The following is a 19,233-nucleotide window of genomic DNA, read 5'->3' as shown; positions in this document are numbered from 1 at the left end:
TACCTCCAATCATCCCAGAATAGCTTCAGCAATAAATTCTTTCTCGTGTAATGTCCTTTCAAACCACTGAATATGCTCTCTTAGCCGAACAACCTCTCCGATAATAATCATCGATGGATTCTTAAATTCATCAGATTTAGCGCTCATATTTTCCAGTGTACCGGTAACTGTGTGCTGTTTCCCGGTCGTTCCCCAATGAATCAAAGCAATTGGCGTACTGGAACTGCGGCCATACCGGATAAGTTTGTCACAGATATTGGGTAGATTTTTTACTCCCATATAGATACAGAGCGTATCGGATCCCTGGGCAAGATTTTCCCAGTATTTTTCCGCTGATTCTCCTTTTTTGCTAACTCCTGAGACAAATGATACCGAAGAGCTGTAATCACGGTGAGTTAATGGAATGCCTGCATATGCTGGTGCTGCAGAACCGGAAGTGATTCCAGGGACAATTTCATAGCGGATACCTTTGTGCGCCAATATTTCTGCTTCCTCCCCGCCTCTTCCAAAAATAAACGGATCGCCGCCCTTTAGTCTTGTTACAACTTTTCCCTGTTGTGCAAATTTGCAGAGTAAGTCATTTATTTTTTCCTGTGTAAGCGAATGATAATCGGGTCGCTTACCGCAAAATATTAATTCGGCATCGCCAGGAGCATAACTCAGTAATTCTTCGTTGACCAGGCGATCATATAAAATAACATCTGACTCTTGGATTACTTTTAAACCTTTAACCGTAATCAAATCCGGATCACCAGGACCGGCTCCCACTAAATAAACCTTTCCCATCCTTTCACTTCCTTCCTGCATTTTCTTTTTTAGCTTTCCACTTTATTTGTAGTATGAAAATCAAGCCCTGAATGCACCTCTTCCACGTATCCGGCACGAATAACATAATCGCCGAAGTGTTCTCCTTCCTGTTTTTCTTTCCCATAATTAATCAGGATTGGACGAAGCGTGTTTAAGATTTCTTCTTCTCCGATATTCTCCCGGTACAGTTTATTCAAACGCTGACCAGTGAATCCGCCTCCAAGATACATATTATATTTTCCAGGAGCTTTACCAATAAACCCTATTTCGGCCAATGCCGGGCGTGCACATCCATTTGGGCATCCTGTCATACGTATAATAATATCCTCTTCCTTGAGGCCGGCTTCATCCAGAATCTCTTCAATTTTCTCTACAAGTGATGGAAGATATCGCTCCGATTCTGCCATAGCCAGCCCGCAAGTTGGAAAGGCTACACAGGCCATGGAGTTTCTCTTTAGTGCAGAATAGTTTTCTCCTTCAGTGATGCCGTATTTTTCAATTAGTTCAACGATTTTTTTCTTTTTTTGACTGGTTACATTTGCAATGATAAGGTTCTGATTCGGAGTAAGCCGGAAATCCCCTGTATGGATCTTGGCGATTTCCCGAAGACCCGTCATTAACGGATAGTTTTTTGTATCCTTGACACGACCGTTTTGAATGAACAGGGTAAAATGCCATCTGCCATTCCCCTTTACCCAGCCGTAGCGGTCACCATTATGTTCGAAATAATAAGGACGTTCTTCTTCAATATCCCAGCCCAATCTTTCATTTAATTCATCTTTAAACCAACCCAATCCTCTCGCATCGATGGTATACTTAAAGCGGGCATTTTTTCGATTCGAACGATTGCCGTAGTCCCGCTGGATTGTAATCACCTTTTCCGCTACTTCAACGATTTTATCTGCCGGGATATAGCCAATCACACGGGAAATCTGTGGGTATGTTTTTGTATCCCCATGTGTCATCCCCATGCCGCCACCAACCGCAACATTGAACCCTTTTAATTCATTGTCTTCCAGAACTGCAATAAACCCCAGATCTTGAGAGTAGATGTCGACATCGTTTGAAGGTGGAACTGCAATGCCGATTTTAAACTTCCGCGGCAAATAAGTACGCCCATACATTGGCTCCACTTCTTCTTCCCGACTGTCCACAACTTTCTTATCATCCAGCCAGATTTCATGGTATGCGTTAGTCCTTGGAGAGAGGTATTCACTCAGTTTTTTAGACCATTCATAAACTTCCGAATGAACCTCGGATTGATAGGGATTGGGGTTGCTCATGACATTACGGTTTACATCCCCACAGGCAGCCAGTGTATCCATTAATGAATGGTTAATCTCCTGCATTGTTTTCTTCAGGTTCCACTTCAGAATTCCATGAAACTGAAACGCCTGCCTTGTTGTTAACTTCAGTGTTCCATTTGCATATTTTTGGGCAAGATCATCCATAACCAGCCATTGGTCAGGTGTAGCTACACCCCCGGGCGCGCGTACTCGTATCATGAATTGGTAAGCTGGTTCAAGTTTTTTTTGCCGCCGTTCATTACGCAGATCTCTGTCATCCTGCTGATAGCTTCCGTGAAACTTTAACAACTTTGTATCATCTTCGGAAATTGCTGCAGTAATTCGATCCTGGAGCCCTTCTTTAATCGTACCGCGCAAATAATTGCTATCTGTCTTTATCTGTTCCAAAACATCAAGTGGACCATCTTGCTGGGGGAATTTATTTTCTGTCATTATTAATCTCCTTTCACATTTCTTTAAAGCCCATATATGTCAAAAAATTGCCTGATGAAAGAGTTGAATTCATTCTCCCGTTGTTGCAATTAAAATTGATTGTTTTAATACACGTCACGCTGATATCGTTTTTGCTCCCGCATTTCCTTTAAATATTCTTCTGCTTTTTCCGTACTCATTTCTCCCTCTTGTTCAAGGATTTTCAATAGTGTATGTTCGACATCTTTTGCCATTCTTTTCTCATCACCGCAGACATAAACAATTGCTCCTTCTGTTAACCATTGATAAAGCTCTTTGCTGTTTTCTTGCATCCGGTGCTGTACATACACTTTTTCAGCAGTATCGCGGGAAAATGCGACATCCATCTTTGTCAAAATACCTTCCTTAAGCCATTGCTGCCATTCCACCTGATAAAGAAAATCTGTGGAAAAATACTGATCGCCAAAGAACAACCAGGTCTTCCCGCTTACACCTGTCTCCTCACGTTCTTCGAGAAATGATCTAAAAGGTGCTACACCCGTCCCGGGGCCGACCATTATTACTGGAGTGTTGGCATCAGAAGGAAATTTGAAATTAGGGTTGCGATGAATATAAACTGGCAACTCCCGACCGGGTTCTACTCGTAATGCACATTGCCCAGAGCAGACACCTGTTCTGTCCCGACCATGGGCGTGATAAGCAACCGTCCCTATGGTAAGATGCACTTCATCCGGATTTGCCTTATGACTACTCGTTATCGAATACAGACGTGCAGGAATCTTTCTTAATATCTGGATGAATTCACCAGGATTCACTGCACTTAACGCAAAATCCTTTACCAAATCAAGTAAATCCCGACCTTCGATATAAGCCTTCCGTTCCTCCTCCTGCCCCGGTTCCAGAAGTTTACGTAAACTGTCATTTTGAAAGAGATCAGCAGCTTTTTGCAACAATGGTTTTGTAAGATTAGTAATTTCAAAGTTCGAAAGCAGCGCATTGCGAAGGGAGCGCACATCCCCCTTCTTATTTATCGACACAGACTCTTCGGGGTCCCAATTCATTATCTCAATGAGTTGATCTACCAGTTGGGGATCATTTTCAGGAAAGATACCCAGGCTGTCTCCAGGTTCATAATCAAAGTTGGAACCTTCCAGGGATAGTTCAAGATGACGAGTTTCTTTATTCGAACCAGTATCATTCAAATTCAAATTTTCCAACACTTCAGCCTTAAAGGGATTTGTACGTGAATAGACTGGCTGATCTTGCAGAAGCGATCCGTTCTCTAAATTTCCTGTCAGAAAGGATTCACCTGAAGGATTACTTTCCTGCTGTTCGTGCAATGCCTCTAGAACTCCATTCATCCATTCAGCAGCATCTTCGTCAAAATCCACATCACAATCTACTCGCGGATAAAGGCGTTCACCTCCCAATTCCTCGAAACGTTTATCGAAATCTTTGCCGGTCTGGCAGAAAAATTCATAGGACTGATCCCCTAGAGAAAGTACCGAAAATCTGACATCATCAAGTTTTGGAGCTTTCCTGCCATAAAGCGTTTCGTAAAACGACAACGCATTATCCGGCGGTTCTCCTTCTCCATGCGTAGCTGTCACTATCAGCAAATCCTGGACTTTTTTTAAATTTTTAGGTTTGAAGTCATCCAGTGCAGAAATTGTTACCTTTGTATTCTTCTCTTCCAGTTTCTGAACCATATCCTCTGCAACTGCTTGTGCATTACCGGTTTCGGATCCAAAAAGTATCGTTACTTCCCGGGTAGCCAACTGAGAATCACTTTGAAGAGAAGTTGAAGTATTCGGGATGTCAACAGAACTTGCCGCTAGCGGAGCTTCTTGCGTCTGAGGGACTGAGAGATATCCGCTCAGCCAAATTCTTTGTGCCTCTGATAGTGTTGGTAGAAGTCGATTTAAGTTCTCTGTTTGTTCCTGGTTAAAAGGACTATTCGTTACTTGTAACTGCAAAGATATTCACCCCACTATATTTTTTAATTTTGATTTGAATTACAATCATCCAAACCGTTTCCTTTTAAGATTATTTATACAGATTAAACATTGTCGCTCTAACATGGAACTCGTCAAAAACCAATGTGTTAATGGGCGACATTTATATCATTATATTTGATCAAAACTTTGTATTTCCAGTTGTTTAGTCGGATTAAGGGCGTACATGCTTCTCCTTTGCATAGAAAAGAGCGTGATTATTTCCCGGTAGTATGAAGACCGCACTCCGTTTTATTTAACCCTTCCCATCTCCCGGACCGGGAATCCCCAGCATCCGTTACAGGGGAAGTACATGGTATACAGCCAATACTTGGATAATTATGATCGTGTAACTCATTGTATGGTAAGTTATTGTCTTTTATATAGTCCCATACGTCGTCCCAGGTCCAATGGATTAATGGGCAGACTTTAATGGACTTGAACCGTTCATCTTTATTTACAAAATCAGTTTTACTCCGTGTTGGGGACTGCTCTCTTCGTAGACCGGAAATCCAGCCAGGTGCATCCTTTAATGCATCTTCAAGCGGCTTTATTTTCCGTATAAAACAACATTGATCCGGCTGTCGTTTCCACAGTGCAGATCCATATTGGTCAGCTTGCTCTTCCAACGTTAAATCCGGTTTCTTTAATTCAATACGCAGATCTGGATACTTTTCCTTTACCTCGTCGATAAGATCATAAGTTTCCTGGAAGTGAATTTCTGTATCAAGAAAGACGATTTTCGCATTCTTTTTCACTCTTGATATTAAATCAATTAGTACCATTCCTTCCGCCCCAAAACTGCAGGCATACACAACAGAATCCCCAAACGAGTCATAAGCCCATTCCAGAATATCAGTGGCTCCTTTCATATCATCTTCCGGATTCCAATCCTTAAATGGATCACCGGGAAAATTACTGTAGGTGACCGGAGAATTATTCATACTTCATCCCTCCATGAGAAGTTTTCACTTTCAATTTTATTAGATGAAATAAATATACAGGTGGTAATATCCCCCTCTATTTTCCAATAAGAAGAGAGGGAATTGATTTCAGTGTCAACTGTCTTCCTATCTTCGAGAAAAAATAATCATCTGCAGGGGTTAGCACAGTGCTTATTTGAGACCTGTTGCCAAGGGATAATAGGGACCTCCCCTCCGCCTCTCTAGATAAGAAAAATTTAATTACAAGTAAGATTATAGGATTAATTGTTATTGTATAGTGTGCTAATCAAAAAGTCAATAACTATTTTTAAAAAAAGAAAAATTAATTTTAATTGTGTAATAATTTGAGTTATATAATAGAAAAAGAACCAGCCACTAAGTGGCTGGTTCTTTAACATCATTTATTTTATTCAGTCAATAAAGGATAATATCCTTCTTCATTATGAGTTTCTGTTCCGACAAGTGGCGGATTAAACACACAAACCATACGAAGCTGTGTTTTAGCATGAACTTTATGTTTATCATGATCGTTTAGAAGGTAAAGTGTACCAGGTCTTAAATCATGCATTTTACCATTTTCCACTTCTTCAATCTGTCCTTCTCCTTCAATAACATATACTGCTTCAATATGATTTTTATACCAGAAATAATTTTCTGTGCCAGCAGCAATAACTGTATCGTTCATGCTGAAACCAACACCATCTTTATTCAGGATGAAACGGCGGCTCTTCCAGTTTCCATCAGCTGTTTCATCTTTAGTTCCTTCTATTTCATCAAGATATTTTACGATCATTACGTATTCCCCTTTTCCTGTTTAAATTTCGTTTGTTGTTGTATTTGGTGCTATATAATTAAGCAAGCGCTCGCTTAATACTCTCATCTAAAATTCCTAAACCTTTTTCAAGTCCTTCTTTATCGATAATTAATGGTGGAAGGAACTTAACAACTTCATCTTTTGGACCGGAAGTTTCCACAATTAAGCCACGCTTAAATGCTTCTGCACAAATTTCTTGAGCAACGCCATCTTTTCCAATAGCAATTCCCTGCATTAATCCTCTTCCACGTGCTTCTGCATTTAGCTCAGGGTATTTTTCAATAAGAACTTTAATCGTATCACTTAGTAAAGTTGCTTTTTCCCGAATTGCTTTACCAAAATCATCTGTTTCCCAATTATTTAATGCTTCTGTCGCTGTAATAAATGCCAGGTTGTTTCCACGGAATGTCCCGTTATGTTCTCCAGGACCCCATTGGTCATACTCCGGTTTGATTAATGTGATTGCCATTGGCAGGCCAACACCGCCAATTGATTTTGAAAGACAGACAACATCCGGGTTAATTCCTGCAGGCTCAAAACTAAAGAAAGTTCCGGTACGGCCATTCCCCGCTTGTACATCATCAATGATGAGAAGTATGTCCCAACGCTTGCAAATGCTTTCTATTTTTTTCAGCCATTCCATTCTTGCTGCATTAATGCCGCCTTCACCCTGAACGGTTTCCAAAATGATTGCAGCAGGCAATGCAACGCCACTTCCACTATCTTCCAGAAAACGCTCCAAGTATGCAATGGAATCCTGATCTTCCACATATTTATCGAATGGCATGGACACGCTGTGGTGTAACGGCACTCCTGCACCATGTCGTTTAAATGAATTACCCGTTACAGAGAGTGAACCGATTGTCATACCATGGAAGGCATTTGTAAAGCTGATTATTGAATCACGGCCTGTTACTTTTCTGGCAATTTTCAATGCACTTTCAACGGTGTTTGTGCCAGTTGGCCCTGGAAACATAATCTTATAATCAAGATCACGCGGTTTAAGAATGACTTCTTTGAAACGTTCAAGAAATTCTTTTCTTGGGATTGTTCCCATATCCAGGCTGTGAATAATCCCGTCATTTTTAATGTATTCAATCATTTTTTCCTGCATGGCATCATTATTATGACCATAATTCAATGTTCCTGCCCCTGCAAAGAAATCAATATATTCCTTACCATCTGTATCCCACAGCTTATATCCTTTGGCCTTTTCAAAAATAGTCGGCCAACCTCTGCTGTAGCTTCTCACTTCTGATTCTATTTCTTCAAATGTTTTCATTTTCGTATCGTTCATTATTGCCGTTGTCATCATATCATTCCTTTAATATTTTATTATCTTCCAGTATTGGTCCAATCTTGAACAATGGTTCATCTTCATGGCCCTCAGTAGGAAAATCATCAGATGAATAATACTCCACTACTTCATAATTTGTGTCCAGCTTTTTAGCAAGACCTTTGAACAAATTCTGTGATGGTGTATTCGATGGCGAGACAGTTGCTTCCACATAGGTAACATCCTTAGAAGATTCGCGATTCAACAGCTGAAACAACATCCTTGTTCCTAGCCCTTTTCCCCGTCCTGCTTCATGTACAGCTACCTGCCAGATGAATAAAGTATTTGGCTTATCCGGATAAACAAACCCGGAAATGAAACCGATTATTTTCTCATCCTCTACAGCAACTACTGATGTATCAGAAAACATATCACACCACATGATATAACTGTACGAAGAATTAAGGTCCAGAACGCCTGTATGTTGAATCAGTTCCCAAACAGCTGCCCCATCATTCTTATCCGGCTTACGAAAATGAAGACCTGTATTTATTTCGATTGTTTGAGTCATTTCACTAATTCCACTTTTATTAATGCTCTCACCTCCGAATCACATTTAAAATTAACTACTCTATTATGTTAAAGGCAAGGAATGATTTCGTCAAAACGATTTAAATACGATATAGCTTGATTAAACGTGATTAGCTGTGTTTTATTCCCAATACGTATCAAAGCCTATAAATAACTAGCAAATAATTAGAATTCAATAGAATATTACTTGTTTCATGAAAATATGAAATAATAATGCGATAAAACCAAACGCATCCAAACCATCAAATTTTTTTGGTAATAGATTAATGGTGTTATTTTTTCCAAAAGGGATAAAATAGTGGCAGAAACATATAGGCTTTTGTCTTTACAAAAAACATTAGGAGGGCTTACCTATGAAGAAAAAAACAACCCGTAATAATTAAAATAACGCAGACAACGTTGAATTTGCTAATGAATTTCTGGATGACATTAATGAGGTTCAAGGTAATAACCGAAGCAACAACAGGAACAATATCGCAATAACAACAACAAAAGATAAGTGAAAAGAAACCTATATGCTACTAAATTTAAGATACAGGTTCTTTTTTTATGAATATAATCGCTTACAGAAAATTTCTGTAATGAAAAAAGAAACACATAGCCTTTTAAAAAGGATTTATAAATATCACGTCACCATTCTATAAGAAGTTATCAAATATTAAAATGGATCTATTACATAATGGAAGGAAAATTGGTGAAGTAATTCTTCCAATGTGCTCAGAAACCCTGGTCCATCCGTTACGTGGTTAACGGAGATATTAGCCTCTCAGAATATAATTATAAAAAAGGGATGATATTATCAGGAACATTTATCTCGCTAAACGTGGTGAGAAAGGTACATACAAAGCAATTTATACGGGTGTAAGTGAAGTTGAATTACATTTACTTCAATAAATAAAGGGGTTTCCCCAGATGACCTGAAGAAACCCCTTTTGCAGATAGTAAAGTAATCTTGTTACTGCGTAAGTGCAGTTAAAAAACACTGTTTAGACTTAGCAATAAGCCAAACTTTTCAAGAATGGGAGTGCAAATACAAATTACTTTTGAGGCGCTGAAGGTGTGGAAATATCAGATAACGCCTGTTCAGCCTCATTATCAAATTGATTATCTACAGCCAAATCACCTAAAGCAACCATACCGACAATTTGCCCATTTTCCACTACAGGTAATCGACGAATTTGTTGGTCTGCCATTAATTGTGCTGCCTGATGAATGTCCATATCAGGTGTACCTTGTACAACCTGCTGAGCTGTCATCACCTGAGATATTGGTGTTTGTGCAGCCTCACCCTGCGCTGTGGATCGAAGTGTAATATCACGATCGGTTATGATACCCGTTATTTGCCCATTATTATTAACAACTGGAATGGCTCCGATGTTATTTTGACTCATAACCGTTGCTGCTTCCTGAATAGACTGTGACTCATTTACGGTAAATACATTTGATGTCATAAGATTTCGTAATTGCTGTGTCATATAAAAACCTCCCCTTCAACCAATATTCTGGTTCAAATGGCGCATATTATGAGAGGGAAATTTTTCATGTTTTTAAATGAAATTGATGAGAGAGCCCTTATTTCTATTATAAAAAAAGCTAAGATACGAAGATGTATCTTAGCTTTTTTATGTGTGCCTGGCGGCGTCCTACTCTTGCAGGGACAATGTCCCAACTACCATCGGCGCTGGAGAGCTTAACTTCTGTGTTCGGCATGGGAACAGGTGTGACCTCTCCGCTCTTGCTACCAGGCCTACAGGATGTAGGTCGTTCGGTGTTGTTCACAGGACGTGAACGTTTTTAACCGAATCTCCTTACATAATCCTTCTAACAAGGACAAGATATATTATATGCATTTTCAAATGAAATTTTTTTATTATACCCTGAAAACTAAATAAGAGTTAAAACAACGTACATCGTAAAGAAGTTAGTTAAGTCCTCGATCGATTAGTATTCGTCAGCTGCACATGTCACCATGCTTCCACCTCGAACCTATCAACCTCATCGTCTCTGAGGGATCTTACTCACTCGAAGTGATGGGAAGTCTCATCTTGAGGGGGGCTTCATGCTTAGATGCTTTCAGCACTTATCCTTGCCACACGTAGCTACCCAGCCATGCTCCTGGCGGAACAACTGGTACACCAGCGGTGTGTCCATCCCGGTCCTCTCGTACTAAGGACAGCTCCTCTCAAACTTCCAACGCCCACGACGGATAGGGACCGAACTGTCTCACGACGTTCTGAACCCAGCTCGCGTACCGCTTTAATGGGCGAACAGCCCAACCCTTGGGACCGACTACAGCCCCAGGATGCGATGAGCCGACATCGAGGTGCCAAACCTCCCCGTCGATGTGAACTCTTGGGGGAGATAAGCCTGTTATCCCCGGGGTAGCTTTTATCCGTTGAGCGATGGCCCTTCCATGCGGAACCACCGGATCACTAAGCCCGACTTTCGTCCCTGCTCGACTTGTAGGTCTCGCAGTCAAGCTCCCTTCTGCCTTTGCACTCTGCGAATGATTTCCAACCATTCTGAGGGAACCTTTGGGCGCCTCCGTTACCTTTTGGGAGGCGACCGCCCCAGTCAAACTGCCCGCCTGAAACTGTCTCCGAACCGGTTCACGGTCCTGGGTTAGAAAGTTCATACAGCCAGGGTGGTATCCCACGGGTGCCTCCACGTAAGCTAGCGCTCACGCTTCTCAGGCTCCCACCTATCCTGTACAAGCTGCACAAACATTCAATATCAGGCTACAGTAAAGCTCCACGGGGTCTTTCCGTCCTGTCGCGGGTAATGTGCATCTTCACACATCGTATAATTTCACCGGGTCTCTCGTTGAGACAGTGCCCAAGTCGTTGCACCTTTCGTGCGGGTCGGAACTTACCCGACAAGGAATTTCGCTACCTTAGGACCGTTATAGTTACGGCCGCCGTTTACTGGGGCTTCGGTTCTACGCTTCGCACGTAAGTGCTAACGCTTCCCCTTAACCTTCCAGCACCGGGCAGGTGTCAGCCCCTATACTTCGCCTTTCGGCTTCGCAGAGACCTGTGTTTTTGCTAAACAGTCGCTTGGGCCTATTCACTGCGGCTCACTCACAAGTGAGCACCCCTTCTCCCGAAGTTACGGGGTCATTTTGCCGAGTTCCTTAACGAGAGTTCTCCCGCTCACCTTAGGATTCTCTCCTCGCCTACCTGTGTCGGTTTGCGGTACGGGCACCTATGATCTAACTAGAGGCTTTTCTTGGCAGTGTGAAATCAGGAACTTCGGTACTAAATTTCCCTCCCCATCACAGCTTGAAATTGTTGGACGGATTTGCCTATCCAACTTTCTCACTGCTTGGGCGCACACATCCATCGGTGCGCATTCCTTATCCTACTGCGTCCCCCCATCGTTCAAACAATCATGAGGTGGTACAGGAATATCTGCCTGTTGTCCATCGCCTACGCCTTTCGGCCTCGGCTTAGGTCCCGACTAACCCTGAGAGGACGAGCCTTCCTCAGGAAACCTTAGGCATTCGGTGAAAGAGATTCTCACTCTTTTTTCGCTACTCATACCGGCATTCTCACTTCCAGGCGCTCCACCAGTCCTCACGGTCTGACTTCACGGCACCTGGAACGCTCTCCTACCATTGTTCAAAGAACAATCCGCAGCTTCGGTGATACGTTTAGCCCCGGTACATTTTCGGCGCAGAGTCACTCGACCAGTGAGCTATTACGCACTCTTTAAATGATGGCTGCTTCTAAGCCAACATCCTGGTTGTCTGGGCAACTCCACATCCTTTTCCACTTAACGTATACTTTGGGACCTTAGCTGGCGGTCTGGGCTGTTTCCCTCTCGACTATGAACCTTATCACCCATAGTCTGACTCCCAAGGTAAAGTAGCTGGCATTCGGAGTTTGACTGAATTCGGTAACCCGGTGAGGGCCCCTCGTCCAATCAGTGCTCTACCTCCAGTACTCTATCTCCTTGAGGCTAGCCCTAAAGCTATTTCGGAGAGAACCAGCTATCTCCGTGTTCGATTGGCATTTCACCCCTACCCACACCTCATCCCCGCATTTTTCAACATACGTGGGTTCGGGCCTCCAGTCAGTGTTACCTGACCTTCACCCTGGACATGGGTAGATCACACGGTTTCGGGTCTACGACCGCATACTGTATTCGCCCTGTTCAGACTCGCTTTCGCTGCGGCTCCGTGTCTTCCACTTAACCTTGCATACGATCGTAACTCGCCGGTCCATTCTACAAAAGGTACGCCGTCACCCATTAACGGGCTTCGACTACTTGTAAGCGCACGGTTTCAGGTTCTCTTTCACTCCCCTCCCGGGGTGCTTTTCACCTTTCCCTCACGGTACTGGTTCACTATCGGTCACTAGGGAGTATTTAGCCTTGGGAGATGGTCCTCCCGGATTCCGACGGAATTCCTCGTGTTCCGCCGTACTCAGGATCCACTCCGGAGGAAATTCCTTTTCGACTACAGGGCTCTTACCCGCTATGGCTGATCGTTCCAGATCATTCGTCTAAGGAATTTCTTTGTAACTCCTGGTGGAGTGTCCTACAACCCCAGAAAGCAAGCTTTCTGGTTTGGGCTGATTCCGTTTCGCTCGCCGCTACTTGGGAAATCGCGTTTGCTTTCTCTTCCTCCGGGTACTGAGATGTTTCAGTTCCCCGGGTCTGCCTCCTGTGCCCTATGTATTCAGACACAAGTCCTGTTCCATTACGAACAGTGGGTTTCCCCATTCGGAAATTCTCGGATCGTAGTTTACTTACAACTCCCCGAGACATATCGGTGTTAGTCCCGTCCTTCATCGGCTCCTAGTGCCAAGGCATCCACCGTGCGCCCTTATTCACTTAACTAGCGTTACTGTGAATAAGCGTACGAATTTAAATTCGCCTTCGCTTTATTTCAAAAAAATTGATGTCGTTGTTACTCTTATTTAGTTTTCAAGGTACAAGCTTCCACATGACGTGGTGACTTCTGTGTTCGTCACAGGACGTGACGGTCTTTAACAGAAGGTCCTTGGAGAGATTCACTCTCTCAAAACTGAACCAAACAACCGAGTATGTTTCCGTAATATATCCTTAGAAAGGAGGTGATCCAGCCGCACCTTCCGATACGGCTACCTTGTTACGACTTCACCCCAATCATTGGTCCCACCTTCGGCGGCTGGCTCCAAAAGGTTACCTCACCGACTTCGGGTGTTACCAACTCTCGTGGTGTGACGGGCGGTGTGTACAAGGCCCGGGAACGTATTCACCGCGGCATGCTGATCCGCGATTACTAGCGATTCCGGCTTCATGCAGGCGAGTTGCAGCCTGCAATCCGAACTGAGAATGGTTTTATGGGATTTGCTTGACCTTGCGGTTTCGCTGCCCTTTGTTCCATCCATTGTAGCACGTGTGTAGCCCAGGTCATAAGGGGCATGATGATTTGACGTCATCCCCACCTTCCTCCGGTTTGTCACCGGCAGTCAGATTAGAGTGCCCAACTAAATGCTGGCAACTAATCTCAAGGGTTGCGCTCGTTGCGGGACTTAACCCAACATCTCACGACACGAGCTGACGACAACCATGCACCACCTGTCACTCTGTCCCCGAAGGGAACTCGGTATCTCTACCGATAGCAGAGGATGTCAAGACCTGGTAAGGTTCTTCGCGTTGCTTCGAATTAAACCACATGCTCCACCGCTTGTGCGGGCCCCCGTCAATTCTTTTGAGTTTCAGCCTTGCGGCCGTACTCCCCAGGCGGAGTGCTTAATGCGTTAACTTCAGCACTAAGGGGCGGAAACCCCCTAACACCTAGCACTCATCGTTTACGGCGTGGACTACCAGGGTATCTAATCCTGTTCGCTCCCCACGCTTTCGCACCTCAGCGTCAGTTACAGACCAGAGAGTCGCCTTCGCCACTGGTGTTCCTCCACATCTCTACGCATTTCACCGCTACACGTGGAATTCCACTCTCCTCTTCTGTACTCAAGTCCTCCAGTTTCCAATGACCCTCCACGGTTAAGCCGTGGGCTTTCACATCAGACTTAAAAGACCGCCTGCGCGCGCTTTACGCCCAATAATTCCGGACAACGCTTGCCCCCTACGTATTACCGCGGCTGCTGGCACGTAGTTAGCCGGGGCTTTCTGGTTAGGTACCGTCAAGGTGCCGCCCTATTTGAACGGCACTTGTTCTTCCCTAATAACAGAGTTTTACGATCCGAAAACCTTCATCACTCACGCGGCGTTGCACCGTCAGACTTTCGTCCATTGCGGATGATTCCCTACTGCTGCCTCCCGTAGGAGTCTGGGCCGTGTCTCAGTCCCAGTGTGGCCGATCACCCTCTCAGGTCGGCTACGCATCGTCGCCTTGGTGAGCCATTATCTCACCAACTAGCTAATGCGCCGCGGGCCCATCTGTAAATGACAGCATAAATGCCGCCTTTCAACTTCCACTCATGAGAGCAAAAGTGTTATCCGGTATTAGCTCGCGTTTCCGCGAGTTATCCCAGTCTTACAGGTAGGTTGCCCACGTGTTACTCACCCGTCCGCCGCTCGTTCCACAAGCGCACACCCCGAAGGGTGATTGCTTGCTTCCCGCGCTCGACTTGCATGTATTAGGCACGCCGCCAGCGTTCGTCCTGAGCCAAGATCAAACTCTCCAAAAAAGTTTGAAATAAGATTAACACCAATCAATCTTATATGCTTAGCTTTTCTCAGAAGCGTTAACTTCTGATTTGTTTAAAGAAAAACAGGTTATGTTCTTCTTGACATACTGGTTGTTTTGTTCAGTTTTCAAAGAGCGAAAATCGCAAGTCGCTTTAAAAAAGCAACTTTTTAAATATATCATTTTTGCTTTTTAAAGTCAATGAATTTTATCAATCTTTTTTTAAAAAGCAATTCATTTAGTCAACCTCCAAGTTGGCGGCCGAACTAACATACCACAATAACTCAATTATTGTCAATAAGTAATCCCAAAAAACAATTCATTAGCTTTTTCGACAATCTTTAATTGTGGATAGCAATTATAGCACGTTGATGTGGAAGTGTCAATACAATTGTGTGCATTTTTTTAAACACATTCACAGCACTTTTCTAAACATATGCGAGTGAAGTTTTTTGACACGAAAAATATATTACCAACTGCAGTATAAAAAGTCAATAGGTTTTTCTCTCTTTTTTATACTGCAGTTTTATTCAACTTTTTCATATACTTGTTATTTGCAAGTTAGTCGATAACATCGCCTTCCCACTTCAGCATACCACCTGCCATATTAGTAACTTTAAACCCATGTTCGTCCAAATATGAAGCAGCTTTCATGCTTCGACCACCTGATCTGCATACAAAAACATACTCTTTATCCTTATCTAACTCATCTTTTGCATGAGGGATTTCACCTAATGGAATGTGCTTTGCATTTTCAATTATTCCCTGTGCAACTTCTTCATCTTCTCTAACATCAACAACAACGAGATTATCATCCTTTTTCATCTGTTCTTCTAATTCAGCCGGTGTTATTTCCTTTATATGATTCATTTACCTCACCCTTTTCGATTATTTCTTAATTTAATGATACTTTTTTCAAGTATAGCTTGCAAATATCTGACACAAAATAACATTATTAAAAAGTTAGCTTCTCACAATGTTTTTATGACGAAGGTCTTGCCTAACTTATGCAGTATAAAAGCTTTATACTTTTGTATGAAAACAACATATCTTTTTGATGGGACGAGTAATCGCAGTCCCACTGTTTAAAGAACAGTCTTCTGGTTAAATTAGCTGTGTTTTCATTATGGATGGTGGCGGCATGCTCTTAGCCGCTATGTTGGTTTCTTAACTGCAGATTTAAGACAGGAGGGGTTTACCATAAAAAATTTTCTTATTTCAGTTGTTGTACTGACAGGTTTATTCATTCCTGAACTCGTGTCGGGGGCCGAAAGTAATATAGAACCGATGCTGATCGAAACATACGAAGCGGATATTACCGGGGATGGACAAAATGAAGTTATTGAATTAAAAGGTGTTTTATTTTCACAGGATACTAATTACTTTCGTGATATCTGGGCCGATATAACTAGCCCATCGTATGAAAATGAATGGAAAATTTCTTATGGTGGTGGCTATGAACCTGCACTTCAATTTATTGATCTCAACCATGATAATGTGAAAGATATTTTTTATCAGAGTGCCACCGGAGGGAGCGGGGGTCTATATAGTTACCATTTACACACGCTTAAAAATGATGAATTAACGGAAATTCCTTTACCTCAACAACCAAATATTAAAGCAGAGTTTGCAGAAAACTTTAATGTCGATATTCAGCTAACCCCTAACGATAAGCCTATTACTGTTGATGTCAGTGATCGAAAGAATGATTACATTCGTCTTGGAATGTATAATGAAGCAGGTGAATTAATTGAGCCGACGGATGCAATGATTGATCCAATTGCTTTTTTTGACCCTGTATTGATTAGTAAAACGAAAGGATACGGTCTAAAAAGCTATCAGCAAATAAGTGGCGCTTACCATGCAGACCAATTAGGTACAATTGAAACACTCTGGTATTACGAAAACGAGGAATGGATCATCCTACAAACAGAGTGGGTTCCCAGTAATTAATAGGTAAAAGGTGGTTCTATCGCTTGTGCGATAGAACCACCTTTTTAATTTGCTACAATATTTACAAGTTTCCCCGGCACAACAATTACTTTACGGATGGTTTTTCCTTCAATTATCTCTTGAATTTTATCATTTGCAAGAGCTTCTTTCTCCAGTTCTTCTTTTGTAATATCTTTTGCTACATTAATCTTCGTCTTAATTTTTCCCATGATTTGTATTACAATTTCAACTTCATCTTCAACCAATTTTGATTCATCATATTCCGGCCATTGCTCATGGCTGATTGTTCCCTTATTACCAAGCCTTTCCCATAATTCCTCCGAAACATGGGGCGCAACCGGCGAAAGCATTTTAATAAATCCTTCGACATATTTCTTAGGAAGTGTTTCAGCTTTATAGCCTTCATTAATAAACACCATCAATTGTGAGATACCCGTATTGAAATGAAGATTCTCAAAGTCTTCGGTAACCTTTTTTACGGTTTCATTATATACCCTGTCTATGGTAGCATTTCCGTCATCAGCTGTGATTTTTTCTGAAAGTGATCCATCGTCCTCCATAAACAGCCTCCATACGCGATCCAGAAAACGCCTTGCTCCATCCAACCCATTTGTTGACCAGGAAACTGCTGCATCGAGTGGACCCATAAACATTTCATACAGACGCAGTGTATCCGCGCCGTGGGAAGTTATAATATCATCAGGGTTCACAACATTCCCCTTTGATTTGCTCATTTTTTCATTGCCTTCCCCCAGAATCATTCCCTGGTTATACAATTTCATAAATGGCTCTTCTGTCGGAACAACGTCGATGTCATATAGAAATTTATGCCAGAAGCGTGCATATAACAAATGAAGGACAGCATGTTCTGCTCCACCAATGTAAATATCAATCGGCAACCATTCTTTTAATGCTTCTGAGTCTGCCAGCCTTTCTGGGTTATCCGGGTCAATAAAACGAAGGAAATACCAGCAACTTCCTGCCCATTGCGGCATTGTACTTGTTTCCCTGCGGCCTTTCATCCCGGTTTCAGGATCAACCACATTGACCCAATCCGTATTATTCGCAAGCGGAGATTCTCCGGTACCGGATGGCTTAATCTCTGACATAACAGGTAATTCCAATGGAAGTTCTTCTTCAGGTACGGTTGTCGTTGTTCCATCTTCCCAATGAATAACAGGAATAGGTTCTCCCCAGTAACGCTGTCTCGCAAACAGCCAGTCGCGCAGACGATACGTAACCTTCCTTTCACCTTTTCCCTCTGACACCAGCCATTCAATAATTTTCGAAATTGCCTCGTCTTTACCAAGACCATCCAAGAATCCTGAATTAACATGCTCTCCATCACCAATATAGGCTTCTTTGGAAATATTCCCACCAGCTACTACTTCAACAATCGGCAGTTCGAATTTCGTCGCAAATTCATAATCTCGTTCATCGTGGGCAGGTACCGCCATAATTGCCCCGGTTCCATAACCCATCAGTACATAATCAGCTACCCATATCGGCATTTTTTCATTATTGACCGGATTAATAGCATAGGCTCCCGTGAAAACACCGGATTTTTCTTTTGCAAGATCCGTACGTTCGAGGTCCGATTTTGTTTGAACCTTATCCAAATATGCATCAACTGCTTCTTTTTGTTCTTGTGTAACAATTGATTCAACAAAAGGATGCTCTGGTGCAAGAACAGCATAGGTTGCTCCGAATAATGTATCTGGTCTTGTTGTGAATACGGTGAATTTCTCTTCATGATTAGCTATTGTGAATGTTACTTCTGCTCCTTCTGAACGACCGATCCAATTTCTCTGCATGTCTTTAATGCTTTCAGGCCAATCCACTTTTTCCAAATCCTCAAGCAGACGGTCTGCATATGCCGTAATTTTCAGCATCCATTGTTTCATCGGTTTACGAACGACAGGATGGCCACCGCGTTCACTTTTCCCATCTATTACTTCTTCATTGGCAAGCACGGTCCCAAGTGCAGGGCACCAGTTCACTGCTACCTCATCCATATAGGCAAGTCCTTTTTCATATAGCTTTGTAAAAATCCATTGTGTCCATTTATAGTAATGGGGGTCGGTTGTATTTATTTCTCTGTCCCAATCATAAGAGAAACCCAACTCTTGGATTTGGCGCTTAAAAGTTGCAATATTTTCAACCGTGAATTCGGCCGGGCTATTTCCTGTATCGATGGCATATTGCTCCGCAGGTAATCCGAACGCATCCCATCCCATCGGGTGCATTACTTCATAACCCTGCATGCGTTTCATCCGGGAAATGATATCCGTTGCTGTGTAACCCTCCGGATGTCCTACATGCAAACCGGCACCTGAGGGATAAGGAAACATATCCAACGCATAAAATTTTTCCTTCTTAGAATATGTATCTGTTTTAAATGTTTTGTTATCAAGCCAATGCTTTTGCCATTTCTGCTCGATCTGCTGATGATTGAAACTCATTGTCATTTTCCTCCTATTAAATTATTTATGATATGAA

Annotated in this window: 11 protein-coding genes, 3 rRNA genes and 1 riboswitch; of the genes, 1 reads left to right on the top strand and 13 read right to left on the bottom strand. The window is 42.6% G+C overall.

Annotated features, from left to right (window positions below; genetic code table 11):
* Nucleotides 1-9: 9 nt before the first annotated feature.
* The 12 genes from cobA to ACZ427_RS05950 all read right to left on the bottom strand — a co-directional run bounded on the left by cobA (nt 10) and on the right by ACZ427_RS05950 (nt 15,651).
* Nucleotides 10-786, bottom strand: a complete 777-nt coding sequence (gene cobA, locus ACZ427_RS06005) for a uroporphyrinogen-III C-methyltransferase (protein ID WP_461179300.1) — start codon at nt 784-786, stop codon at nt 10-12.
* Between the two features lie 29 nt (nt 787-815).
* Nucleotides 816-2,546, bottom strand: coding sequence for an assimilatory sulfite reductase (NADPH) hemoprotein subunit (cysI, locus tag ACZ427_RS06000; protein WP_461179301.1), 1,731 nt, complete (start codon nt 2,544-2,546; stop codon nt 816-818).
* 104 nt (nt 2,547-2,650) lie between these two features.
* Nucleotides 2,651-4,501, bottom strand: a complete 1,851-nt coding sequence (locus ACZ427_RS05995) for an assimilatory sulfite reductase (NADPH) flavoprotein subunit (RefSeq protein ID WP_461179302.1) — start codon at nt 4,499-4,501, stop codon at nt 2,651-2,653.
* Nucleotides 4,502-4,737: 236 nt separating this feature from the next.
* Complete coding sequence (locus ACZ427_RS05990; protein ID WP_461179303.1) at nt 4,738-5,463, bottom strand: phosphoadenylyl-sulfate reductase; 726 nt, start codon at nt 5,461-5,463, stop codon at nt 4,738-4,740.
* A gap of 123 nt (nt 5,464-5,586) precedes the next feature.
* A riboswitch (SAM riboswitch) is annotated at nt 5,587-5,695 on the bottom strand.
* A gap of 174 nt (nt 5,696-5,869) precedes the next feature.
* Nucleotides 5,870-6,256 (bottom strand): ectoine synthase, encoded by a 387-nt coding sequence (locus ACZ427_RS05985; protein WP_461179304.1) that lies wholly within the window; start codon nt 6,254-6,256, stop codon nt 5,870-5,872.
* A 58-nt stretch (nt 6,257-6,314) separates the two neighbouring features.
* Nucleotides 6,315-7,589, bottom strand: coding sequence for a diaminobutyrate--2-oxoglutarate transaminase (gene ectB / locus ACZ427_RS05980; protein WP_461179307.1), 1,275 nt, complete (start codon nt 7,587-7,589; stop codon nt 6,315-6,317).
* Between the two features lie 4 nt (nt 7,590-7,593).
* Nucleotides 7,594-8,124 (bottom strand): diaminobutyrate acetyltransferase, encoded by a 531-nt coding sequence (gene ectA, locus ACZ427_RS05975; protein ID WP_461179305.1) that lies wholly within the window; start codon nt 8,122-8,124, stop codon nt 7,594-7,596.
* A 1,057-nt stretch (nt 8,125-9,181) separates the two neighbouring features.
* Nucleotides 9,182-9,619 carry a CBS domain-containing protein gene (locus tag ACZ427_RS05970; RefSeq protein ID WP_461179306.1) on the bottom strand — a complete coding sequence of 146 codons (438 nt, stop codon included), beginning with the start codon at nt 9,617-9,619 and terminating at the stop codon, nt 9,182-9,184.
* A gap of 155 nt (nt 9,620-9,774) precedes the next feature.
* Nucleotides 9,775-9,890, bottom strand: a 5S ribosomal RNA gene (rrf, locus tag ACZ427_RS05965).
* 175 nt (nt 9,891-10,065) lie between these two features.
* A 23S ribosomal RNA gene (locus ACZ427_RS05960) occupies nt 10,066-12,986 on the bottom strand.
* A gap of 229 nt (nt 12,987-13,215) precedes the next feature.
* A 16S ribosomal RNA gene (locus tag ACZ427_RS05955) occupies nt 13,216-14,782 on the bottom strand.
* Together the 16S, 23S and 5S rRNA genes form the textbook arrangement of a ribosomal RNA operon.
* A 560-nt stretch (nt 14,783-15,342) precedes the next feature.
* On the bottom strand, nt 15,343-15,651 hold the full coding sequence (locus ACZ427_RS05950; RefSeq protein ID WP_461177102.1) for a rhodanese-like domain-containing protein: 309 nt from the start codon (nt 15,649-15,651) through the stop codon (nt 15,343-15,345).
* A gap of 417 nt (nt 15,652-16,068) precedes the next feature.
* On the opposite strand from ACZ427_RS05950, the gene ACZ427_RS05945 reads away from it, so the two are divergent.
* Entirely contained in the window at nt 16,069-16,734 is a 666-nt protein-coding gene (locus ACZ427_RS05945) for a hypothetical protein (protein WP_461177103.1), read from the top strand.
* Nucleotides 16,735-16,778: 44 nt separating this feature from the next.
* Here ACZ427_RS05945 and leuS read toward each other — a convergent pair whose 3' ends face one another.
* On the bottom strand, nt 16,779-19,196 hold the full coding sequence (gene leuS / locus ACZ427_RS05940) for a leucine--tRNA ligase (protein WP_461177104.1): 2,418 nt from the start codon (nt 19,194-19,196) through the stop codon (nt 16,779-16,781).
* Nucleotides 19,197-19,233: the final 37 nt, after the last annotated feature.

Source organism: Virgibacillus ainsalahensis, from assembly GCF_055380755.1.
This window is presented reverse-complemented; position numbering and strand designations above follow the sequence as displayed.